General features: G+C 36.4%; 10 protein-coding genes. 3 read left to right on the top strand and 7 right to left on the bottom strand.

Annotated features, from left to right (window positions below; genetic code table 11):
• Positions 1-43: 43 nt before the first annotated feature.
• Positions 44-766, bottom strand: a complete 723-nt coding sequence (prsW, locus tag V7124_RS25670) for a glutamic-type intramembrane protease PrsW (protein ID WP_335494711.1) — start codon at positions 764-766, stop codon at positions 44-46.
• A 245-nt stretch (positions 767-1,011) separates the two neighbouring features.
• On the opposite strand from prsW, the gene V7124_RS25675 reads away from it, so the two are divergent.
• Genes V7124_RS25675 through V7124_RS25685 form a run of 3 tightly spaced genes read left to right on the top strand, consistent with a single transcriptional unit; the run spans position 1,012 to position 3,587 of the window.
• Positions 1,012-2,010, top strand: coding sequence for an ABC transporter ATP-binding protein (locus V7124_RS25675; protein WP_335415690.1), 999 nt, complete (start codon positions 1,012-1,014; stop codon positions 2,008-2,010).
• Complete coding sequence (locus V7124_RS25680) at positions 2,007-2,798, top strand: ABC transporter permease (RefSeq protein WP_335415693.1); 792 nt, start codon at positions 2,007-2,009, stop codon at positions 2,796-2,798. Before V7124_RS25675 ends, V7124_RS25680 begins: the two co-directional genes overlap by 4 nt.
• Before the next feature lie 3 nt (positions 2,799-2,801).
• Positions 2,802-3,587: an ABC transporter permease gene (locus tag V7124_RS25685; protein ID WP_335415696.1), complete on the top strand. Its 786-nt coding sequence runs from the start codon at positions 2,802-2,804 to the stop codon at positions 3,585-3,587.
• A 99-nt stretch (positions 3,588-3,686) separates the two neighbouring features.
• Here the strand turns inward: V7124_RS25685 and V7124_RS25690 are convergent, their stop codons facing one another.
• From V7124_RS25690 to V7124_RS25715, 6 genes are all read right to left on the bottom strand, one after another.
• Positions 3,687-4,754 (bottom strand): alpha/beta fold hydrolase, encoded by a 1,068-nt coding sequence (locus V7124_RS25690; RefSeq protein ID WP_335494714.1) that lies wholly within the window; start codon positions 4,752-4,754, stop codon positions 3,687-3,689.
• A gap of 19 nt (positions 4,755-4,773) precedes the next feature.
• Positions 4,774-5,256 carry a hypothetical protein gene (locus tag V7124_RS25695; RefSeq protein WP_335494716.1) on the bottom strand — a complete coding sequence of 161 codons (483 nt, stop codon included), beginning with the start codon at positions 5,254-5,256 and terminating at the stop codon, positions 4,774-4,776.
• A 382-nt stretch (positions 5,257-5,638) separates the two neighbouring features.
• Complete coding sequence (locus tag V7124_RS25700) at positions 5,639-7,270, bottom strand: transposase (protein WP_335494720.1); 1,632 nt, start codon at positions 7,268-7,270, stop codon at positions 5,639-5,641.
• A 160-nt stretch (positions 7,271-7,430) separates the two neighbouring features.
• Positions 7,431-8,336 carry an alpha/beta hydrolase gene (locus V7124_RS25705; RefSeq protein WP_335494723.1) on the bottom strand — a complete coding sequence of 302 codons (906 nt, stop codon included), beginning with the start codon at positions 8,334-8,336 and terminating at the stop codon, positions 7,431-7,433.
• 260 nt (positions 8,337-8,596) lie between these two features.
• The gene (locus V7124_RS25710) at positions 8,597-9,340 is read right to left on the bottom strand and encodes a hypothetical protein (protein WP_335494726.1); all 744 of its coding nucleotides are present in this window, start codon (positions 9,338-9,340) and stop codon (positions 8,597-8,599) included.
• Positions 9,337-9,837, bottom strand: a complete 501-nt coding sequence (locus V7124_RS25715; protein ID WP_335494729.1) for an RNA polymerase sigma factor — start codon at positions 9,835-9,837, stop codon at positions 9,337-9,339. Before V7124_RS25715 ends, V7124_RS25710 begins: the two co-directional genes overlap by 4 nt.
• Between the last annotated feature and the right edge of the window lie 4 nt (positions 9,838-9,841).

Genomic DNA, 9,841 nt, shown 5'->3' on the forward strand with positions numbered 1-9,841 from the left:
TTTCTATAAAAATAATTATTTCTCATCATGATGAATTAACTCACTATCTACTAATAGGTAGGAGAATCTTAATTCCTGATTTTAGATTTGGTCTTGGTTTAATCGTGTAGTTCTTTTGGAAATGATTATAACTCGAAATTTCCGCCAATTGTACTTTCCTCAAACCGAACCACCATAAGAACATCATATAAGGAGACATCGCAAACAATGATCCTTGGTTTAATAATAAAAAATTAAATATCCCATGTAAAAAGGTTGGAAGCAATATAGATAACAAAAACAAAGGCCATTTCGATTCTTTTGTAAACTTCGCTTTGCTAATATAATACCCCATAATAACACCAAACAAGGCATGGCTTGAAACTGGCAAGAAGGCACGTGTTAGCGCGAATTCCATCCCATTATTCATTAAATACAATATATTTTCCGCTGTTGCAAACCCCAAAGAAATGGAAGTACCATAGACTATACCATCAAAAGGCTCATCAAATTCAGCACTTTTAAATGCAATCAAAAATAAAATAGACCACTTAAAAAATTCCTCTATCAAACCCGAAGAAAAAATAGCATATATAGAATCATATTGAACTATATTTTCTACTTTAAGAACATATTCAATAAATGCGATCGGAATGATTAGCAAAGCACCAAAAAAAAACGTGAAAAATACCATCGATACCGGTTCTGGTTCATACTTATCTTTCAAATAAAAATAACTTAATAAAGCTAAACCAGGGGCAATACCAGCAAAAAAGATTCCTAACATTTACAACCCCCTAGGAACATTAGTGTTCTAAATATATTAATAATAATAACCTAAATAGAATGAAAATGATACCTCCGCAATATTTATCCTGTAATTAAACACTGACGTTCTCTCAGTTTAATCTGACTGCTTTGAAAAAGTTTTCAAGAAAAGCAAGGGCGCCCTGCTTGCATGAAAAACCCGCGAACGGTATGATTTATATTTGGTGAATTTGTTTTTCTTTTATATCTTTAGGGGGCAACGAAATGAATGTCATTGAGGTCCAAAATTTACGGAAAGAATTTAATTCCTATTCAAGCCGTCCAGGTTTGGCTGGAGCTTTTCGCGATTTATTTACGAGAAATTATAAAGTCCATGCGGCTGTTGATAATATTTCCTTGACCATAAAACAAGGAGAAATGGTTGGCTATATTGGAGAGAACGGTGCTGGTAAATCTACGACGATTAAAATGTTAACCGGGATTTTGACGCCCACATCCGGTTCCATTGTGGTAAATGGGATGAACCCCCATAAGCAGCGAGAAGAATTCGTGCGAACCATTGGCGTAGTGTTTGGTCAGCGGTCACAGCTTTGGTGGGATATTGCCGTTCAAGAAAGTTTCCGGTTATTAAAAAAAGTATACCGCGTTTCGGATGAGGACTATAACAACCATATGGGCCATGTAATTGAAACGTTAGAAATCGGCCCATTATTAAATAAACCTGTCAGAAAGCTTTCTCTTGGTCAACGGATGCGTTGCGAATTAGCCGCAGCCTTGATCCACAATCCACCACTGCTTTTTTTAGACGAGCCCACGATTGGACTAGATGTATTAGTAAAATTAAAGATTCGTAAGTTTCTAAAGGAAATTAACGAGCAATATAAAACAACCATTCTCTTGACAACACATGACTTAACCGATATTGAAGCCCTTTGTGAACGAGTGGTGCTGCTAGATGATGGGAAAATCATTTATGACGGTAAGCTGAATCAGCTTCAAGAACATGCTGTGGAAGGAAAACAAATCGAATTTGAATTTTTGTCCGAAACCCCGCGCAGCAGTCTTCCCCGTACTGAAAATATTCAATGGGAGCAAAAGGACCCTACCACTTGGTTGGGCTATATCAATGGGGATGAACAACTAGTATCGCAAGTAATTAGCGATGTGGTACAAAGAAATCCGATTAAAAATGTTCGAATCAACGAGGTGTCTACGGAAGAAATTGTCCGCAAGATTTATGAAGAAGGTATGGCCCTCACATGAATATGTATATGGAAATGATTCGGGTTCGTTTTTTAATGATGCTCGCCTATCGGACAAACTATTATAGTGGGATTTTAATCTATAGCATCAATATTGGTGCTTACTATTTTTTATGGTCTGCGATTTATGGCGGGAAAGAAGAAATTCAAGGATTGTCAGTTATACAAATGACCACCTATGTGGCAGTCGCCTGGATGGCAAGAGCGTTTTATTACAACAATATTGATCGTGAAATTGCCGCTGAAATCAAAGATGGCAAAGTTGCGATTGAAATGATCCGTCCCTATAACTATTTAGGGATGAAAACGATGCAGGCACTTGGGGAAGGAATCTTTCGCTTACTATTTTTCTCCGTCCCAGGGATGATCATTGTTGCGTTGATTTTTCCAGTCCGCTTTGATGCTAGTTTGGCAACATGGCTGTTTTTCTTTATCTCGCTCATTTTTAGTTTTATTGTCAATACGCATATTAACCTATTAACTGGAATGATGACGTTCTTTTTATTTAATAACTCAGGGTTAATTCGAGCAAAACGTGTCGTGATCGATTTGTTCTCAGGTTTACTTCTTCCAATCTCATTTTATCCAGATTGGGCTCAAGGGCTGATGGCCTATTTGCCCTTTCAAGCGATCAGCTATGTTCCTAGTATGATTTTTACAGGAGGCTTTGTCGGTCAAGAGATTTATAACGCTTTGCTTTTACAAGCAGTCTGGGTTCTTATCTTACTAATTCCGATTCGTCTTTTATGGATACTAGCAAAAAAACACTTAATTGTACAAGGGGGCTGACGAATGTTTCATGTAACATTGTTCTTTCAATATGCCTCTCAATATTTAAAAACAAGGCTCGCATATCGTATCGATACGGTAGTTGAAATCCTTTCTGATTTGTTGTCTCAAGCTGTCAATTTAATCTTCATCTTAATTGTATTTCGTCATACAGCCGTTTTAGGTGGCTGGAACCGTGATGAGATCATTTTTATATATGGATTTTTCCTTGTTCCCTATGCCTTATTCTCGTCCTTTTTTAACATTTGGGACTTTAATGAGCGCTATATTGTTAAAGGAGAAATGGACCGTGTCTTAACTCGCCCGGTTCATAGCCTTTTCCAAATTATTATGGAACGAATTGAGCTGGAATCGTTATTCGGTGTCGTAACCGGCTTAGTGATTATGGGTTATTCTGCCGTACATCAGGGCTTAACCTTTGCTTGGTATGATGTTTTTATCTTTATCGTCATGGTGCTTGGCGGGGCTTTAATATATGCTGGTATTTTTATTTCTCTCGCAACAATTGGATTTTGGTCAGACAGCCGTACTGATATCATGCCAATGATGTACAACATCAGCAATTACGGTCGCTACCCGGTAAATATTTATAACAAGGTTATTCAATTTGTATTAACGTGGATCCTACCTTTCGCCTTTGTTGGTGTGTATCCAGCATCCTATTTTTTAAATCGCGAAGACTGGATTGGTTACGCCTTTTTTACACCCGTCATGGGAATCCTTTTCTTCGGAATTGCAATTCTTCTCTGGAATGCGGGCGTGAAGAAATATCGTGGGGCTGGAAATTAATGTTTTTAATAAAAAAAATCTGTAAAACCTAAAATACAAGGTTTTACAGATTTTTTTCTGTAGGCCCACATAATTTATTAAGCATTTACTCCTTTATCATTATATACCTTTTACTTTAGTAGACCGTTCTGACAACCACGGATCAATTGCAAATGCAAACATTCCAGTTAAGCACAGTGATACATGTCCCGCTTCCACATGTTGGTAGGTTTTATCTTCACTTGAGATCAGGTCCATGACAGGAAGGCTTTGTGACTCTAGCACTAATTCATCCCTTGTCGAGGTAATGACCAATGTGCTGCATTTAATATTGGCTAAGTCCACTTTCTGACCTCCAATCTTCATTTCACCTTTGACAAGCTTGTTATCTTTGTATAATTCATTAAACATTTGCTTAAATGCTGCTCCTGAAAATGTAACGGCGTCCTTCATCCATTTGTCCATTCTCCGCCATTTATCAACATATTTTTGATCAGTGGCACGTGTGACCAAGTTTATCGTTGGACCGATATTAAATCCTTGCAGTCCCATAAAGATGGCATATAAAAATTCTGATGGAATCACTTCGTAAGCATCCGCGAACCTGTCAAAATTGAGGGTTCCTTTTTGGATGGCTTTTACCCATTTATCAGGTACAATGAGATCGCTGTAGTCAATGGGAACCGCAGCCAGAATAAGATTTTTGATGGGCAGATCGGTAAATGATGTTAGAATAGCAGAAAGTGTTCCGCCAATACAATAGCCTACTAAAGATATTTCTTTTGCTCCTGAATGTCTTAATGCCCGTTTTACCGCAACTTCCAGATAGTCATAAATGTAATGATCCAGAGTGAGGTCCTTGTCTTCTAAACCTGGGGAACCCCAATCGAGCAAATAGACATCGTACCCCTGTTTTGTAAGATTGCCAATGACACTTCCATCTTCAGAAATATCTAAAATATACGCTTTATTTAACAAGGAATATACCAAAAATAAGGGAGTGGTATACTTCTTTTCTGGAGCAGGGTGATACCACAAAACAGATTTATTTTTTTTCCAGACCGCTTTTCTAGGTGTTGACTCAATATCAGGCTTTGGTCCACTTAATACTTTATAAATTGTGTTCCACCGCTGCCTCTCCGATTCAATATCGAGAGCAGGAATATTTACAAGTGATTTAACCGCCATCATTATTCCACCTTCTCCTTTATTTGGCTGTCTGAACTTTTTCCTTTTTTTCTTTTTGCAAAAGCTTCTTCATTGCCTCAAACTCATTTTGCATTTCAGCTAATTTAGCAAGTTCCTGAGTTGTTTTTTCCCATTCCGAATGGATATGTTTGGTGAATTTAATTATTTCTCCTAGCATTTTGTTCTGTTCTTCTGTTGCCAAAGCAAAACTTTCTTGTAAATTCCATATTTGCTCTTCAAGTATATCTATTTTTTCTTCAGCTTGGATCGTTTGTTTAACCGCATTAGCTACATCATTTTTAGTTGGTAGATTCATAAAATTAGCCATTAGTTCGCGATTTCTCTTTAACATCTCTATGTATCTAGAATTCGCATCAATGCCAAGCTTCGTTATTTGAATTAATGGGTTGTTATCAATGGATTGAAATAATAAACCGTTTAATCCTTTTTCCCACACTTCACTTACTCGTCTAACAGAATCGTAAGAATTATTTTCGGACATGCTCCCTCACCTCTGTTTAAATATTGATGTTTCCAACCCATGGTTTCAAATGATTTCTTAGCCACCCTCCTAAATGAATGAATAATCATTCATTGCTATTTAACTGTATTTTACATTGAAAACTACTAGCTTACAAGAGGACAATTTGAAGATTCTGAAAACAAAACTGATGCTCCACATGCATAAATGCAGTGGGTTCATAACTTCCTAGTCTTCTCCTATTCGTACACACACTTTTCTTCAGAAGAAAACGGCTTTGGAAACAGGAACTGGAACTAGTTCTGTTAGAACTTTCGTAGTCAAAGCAACCTCTGTTGCCATTTACGGCTACATCTTTTGTTCTTGTGAACTCGGCTACATCAAACCGCAAAGAAATAAAATGTTAGGCTGCACATCCTGCAGTCTTTTTTACTTTCAATTTGATTCCAGAATTTAAGATTACTTCATGTTCATTCTCGATCTTCTCAATTTCTTCTTCGTGATATTTATAAAATTGCTCAAACGTATTAAAACAAGAGGCTCTATCAGATTTCAATCCTAACATATCTGAATTCATTAAAAGAAAAGCAGAATATAAATCACGTTGGACCTTGGTACCATCATCAAATCTATGCCATCTTTCTTTTAATTCTTTCTTTTTGTAGTTGTCTGCTTTGTGATCATATTGACTAGCTTTAAATGTGGACGTCTTGACTTTGAAAAAAGTCCCGCCCAAGGCTGTGACTTTTTTTGAAAGAATTCTTATGAAGGTTGCGGGAGAACGACGGGCTATGGTTTTACCGAAGCGTTTTTTCTTTTTATACTTACCTGTTTTTTCACTAACTTCTGTCTTTTTAGCACGTTTTTGGAGAGCATTAAAATTCATTTCTTCGACGCAAAATGTATCACCTAACATGACCATTCGATTGACTTCATATTGGTGGCTAAATTTTCGATATAAGGCTAATTTTCGGTATAACTCTTTCAATTGAAATTTTAGTTTCTTATAGTTCTTGGAAAACTCCCACTGCTTTTTACCTTTTCTAATACGGCCTGCTTCATCGAAGTTCTGTGGATTCGTTACCCTTTTCGAACGGTCTAGCTTTCTATTGTATAACCTGATTTCTCGTTGAACATGTTCTACTTTTTTAATGTTTTCAGCTAGGTTTTTCAAGAGAACCTTTGTTGTACTTGATACGGCAATCGAAGATGTGCCAATATCGATCCCGACCGGACCTTTTCCTAAAGGATATTTAACTTGTCCAGTTTTCCTGTCTCTTTTTACTGGTGGATAACCCGCACAAACCAGTTGAGCATAGTATCGAACGATTCCTCTTACAATGCGTTTTAAAATACGAACGAATTTTACCCTATAAAAGTCTGTGACCGTTTCCTCTTCTTTGTTCTTGTATTGAAATGTTTGTTGGGAGTTTAGTAGATGAAAAGTTTCTTTTAGATACATATCCATTTCTTTTACCTTCAATCCAAATACCCTATCCTTTGAGATGACCTTCTCCTCTTTGAATCTCCAACCTGTATGGTTGTTTTTCCCTTCAAAGGAATCCATTTCTCCACGCTTTACAAATACCACTTTTTTCGCACTCCCAAACAACTTCTTCTTGAAAGTATTCCATGCTCTTGTGGCAGTTGTTTGTGCGATGATTGAGTTCGTCTTACCATTAAAGTGATTTCGAATTTCTTTTATGTATTCGTGCATCGAATATTCAGTTAATCCAAATTCTTCTCTTAGTTTCTTGAATTCTTCAGAGAGGTTTTTTCGTTCATTTTCAAAATACTCCTTCTTTTCTTTGTTATGATTTTTAGCTAGATGTGACTTTATGGCTCTTGAAATACGGACTAACTTTTTGTATCGTATTGTCCTTTTCATTTGTTTTTCTCTCTTCAAATACTCGCCCAACGAAGTATTATAAATCACTCGATTAACTTCCAATTCAGATTCGATCATTAAAAAGTCTCTATTCCTACCATTTAATTCTACATCAATGATAAATGAAGGAGTTTTTGCTTTCGCCATGTTTCACACCTACTATCACATCTGTTTTCAAACGTATGTTCGTATATATTTTAGCAAAACAAACCTAAATACGCAATAAAAAAATCGGTTCATCCCCATACTTAAAAGCAGGGGCTTTCACGATTTAGTTTTGGTAAATAAATACCTTCGTTGTTCCTCATTAATTTACGTTGATTTTCCACTTGATAAATTCACCGATTTCTTTCGTAGCCTTTTTGGCTTCAGGTAATCTATTGCTTATTTGCCAAACATGCCACATACCTTCCCAGACTTTAAAATGAACCTCCACACCTGCCTGATAAGCTTTATCCGTTAACATTTGTGAATCACTTAATAAAATTTCAATACTGCCCACTTGAACAAACATTGGTGGAAATCCAGAAAAATCAGCATAAACGGGAGAAATTAATCGATGATCGAGAGATTCACCAGCAGCATACTGCTGAGCTGTTTTTCGTACCAGTTCTAACCTCAAATATGGGTCTTTTTCGCTGTTTTCCCTGTAGCTGTCGCCCGAACTTGATAAATCCACCCAAGGGGACAGACAGACAACTGCAGCTGGGAGTGGTTCAGATTGATCTCTAAGTACAAGTGTGGCTGCCACCGATAAGCCACCACCTGCAGAATCACCTGCAAAAATGATATTGGCAGAGTAATAACCCTGCTTTAGTAGCCATCGGTAAATTCGGAGAGTATCTTCTATTGCTGTAGGAAATGGATACTCGGGGGCCAGACGATATTCAGGGAGGAGGACTTTTACACCTGATTCAATCATGATTCTTGCAGCCAATGATCGATGGGTATCCGCTGAGCAATATACATACGCTCCTCCGTGCAAATAAAGAATCACTTTACCTTCCTCTGTCTGGTTGTTTGAAATCCACTCAGCATAAATTCCTTCAATTTGGATGGGATCTACCTTACAGTTTTTCGGCAGTCTGGAAAATTTCTGTGCAAACGAATCAATAACATGTCTACTTTCAGCAATATCCTTTTCTTCCAGGTTAATTTTTTTCACACCTGCTTTAATGCCTTTTTTAAAAAAATAACTCGTTACACTCGGCAAAACGGTCCTCCCCTTTCGACTTTTTAATGCTTTAAAATGAAAAATAATTCATAATCAAACCTTTGCACTTACCCTAATTTTACCAAAAATATTTTCGAGCAAAAAGTCACCTATGGAAAAAGAAATATAAATTTAAGTAACTATTTTCAAAAATTCTAGCCGTAATGATTGTTACAGCATTTGGAATAAAAAAATTAAACTCGCCATATGAATACAGCGAGTTTTCCCCTTGGTGCTCATTAATCATTTTTGGATGGATCTTATTCTACATTTTTCAGTTGCAATGGATTGTTTTCTAAAATGGTTTCTATTTCCTCATATCCCTCTAAAAATGCAAAGTTATATCGAGCTGGAAGCGCGAAAACATATTTATTATTTTGTCCCAGTATTGTTGGACCAATCGGTGCTGCACCAATATGATATTCCTCTTTTCCAAGTGACGCCCATTGATTTAGGGTAAAAATCATAATTGGAATATCTTGTTTCGGTTTTTCCTCCTTCCATCCAGGATGCCTAATTAAAAGGATAGGGCCATTTTCAATTATTTCATTTTGATTAGAAGAAATACCTTCCCAGGATTCCTGAACAATCTGGTACTCACCCCAACTTTTTGGTAATGAAAAGGTAAATCCAAACTCAGTATTTTCATATAAAATCGTATCAGTTTCGTTCTTATTACTATCAATTTTATCCTTGTCATCAATTGTAGTACCTTCTTCACTATGTTGCCCTTCTTGATTTGAACCGGAAGTTGATGGATTATCCTCATTAATTGGAAAAGTAAGAATGGCAAATAGCACGAAGGCAGCAACACTCGCTAAACCTACTGAAATCTTTTTCATTATTGAAGCTCTCTTTTTCTTTTTACCATATGAACTTGCAAATTGTAATAGGTTTTCATGGATAATATCTTGCGCATCTTTTGTAAATTTTTTATCATAATCAGGTTCTGGTAATGATCGAATTTTTTTCTCTAAATCACTAAATTTCTCATAATCTTTCATAGTGAAAATCCTCCTATACTTTTTTGTAGTGTCTTTAAGGCACGATGATAGGTGATCCGAACTTTATTTTCATTCCAATTTAAAATGGCTGCTGTTTCAGATACAGAGAATTCTTTAATCCCTCTTAGGATGATGACATCTCGATAATTGGCTTTTAAAGATTGGATAGATTGATATAATAACCTGTTATTTTCATTTAGTTCTAGAATTTCCTCAGGTGTTTCCTTTTCCGTCTGTTCATCCCTAGACCAAATCATTTGCTTTTTCCTTAAACGCGATCTTTTTCTCATTTCATCTATCCCCACATGGCGCGCAATCGAAAAAAGCCAAGTTTTAGGACTTGATTTTTTCTGATAGGTATCAAAGCCCTTAATGGCTCGGATAAAAACTTCCTGAACCAGATCTTCTACATCACTTGATCCGATGTAATATACTAAAAAATGGTATATATCTTTGTTGTATAAATTAAACCACTCCGAAATTTTGTTGGTAATCATCAGT

It is taken from the genome of Neobacillus niacini, assembly GCF_036961885.1.
GTDB classification, from domain to species: Bacteria; Bacillota; Bacilli; order Bacillales; family Cytobacillaceae; genus Neobacillus; species Neobacillus niacini_H.

What these genes read in the sequence shown, in the direction of transcription:
- prsW (WP_335494711.1), bottom strand. Translation starts at nt 766, where the DNA reads ATGTTAGGAATCTTTTTTGCTGGTATTGCCCCTGGTTTAGCTTTATTA.
- V7124_RS25675 (WP_335415690.1), top strand. Translation starts at nt 1,012, where the DNA reads ATGAATGTCATTGAGGTCCAAAATTTACGGAAAGAATTTAATTCCTAT.
- V7124_RS25680 (WP_335415693.1), top strand. Translation starts at nt 2,007, where the DNA reads ATGAATATGTATATGGAAATGATTCGGGTTCGTTTTTTAATGATGCTC.
- V7124_RS25685 (WP_335415696.1), top strand. Translation starts at nt 2,802, where the DNA reads ATGTTTCATGTAACATTGTTCTTTCAATATGCCTCTCAATATTTAAAA.
- V7124_RS25690 (WP_335494714.1), bottom strand. Translation starts at nt 4,754, where the DNA reads ATGGCGGTTAAATCACTTGTAAATATTCCTGCTCTCGATATTGAATCG.
- V7124_RS25695 (WP_335494716.1), bottom strand. Translation starts at nt 5,256, where the DNA reads ATGTCCGAAAATAATTCTTACGATTCTGTTAGACGAGTAAGTGAAGTG.
- V7124_RS25700 (WP_335494720.1), bottom strand. Translation starts at nt 7,270, where the DNA reads ATGGCGAAAGCAAAAACTCCTTCATTTATCATTGATGTAGAATTAAAT.
- V7124_RS25710 (WP_335494726.1), bottom strand. Translation starts at nt 9,340, where the DNA reads ATGAAAGATTATGAGAAATTTAGTGATTTAGAGAAAAAAATTCGATCA.
- V7124_RS25715 (WP_335494729.1), bottom strand. Translation starts at nt 9,837, where the DNA reads ATGATTACCAACAAAATTTCGGAGTGGTTTAATTTATACAACAAAGAT.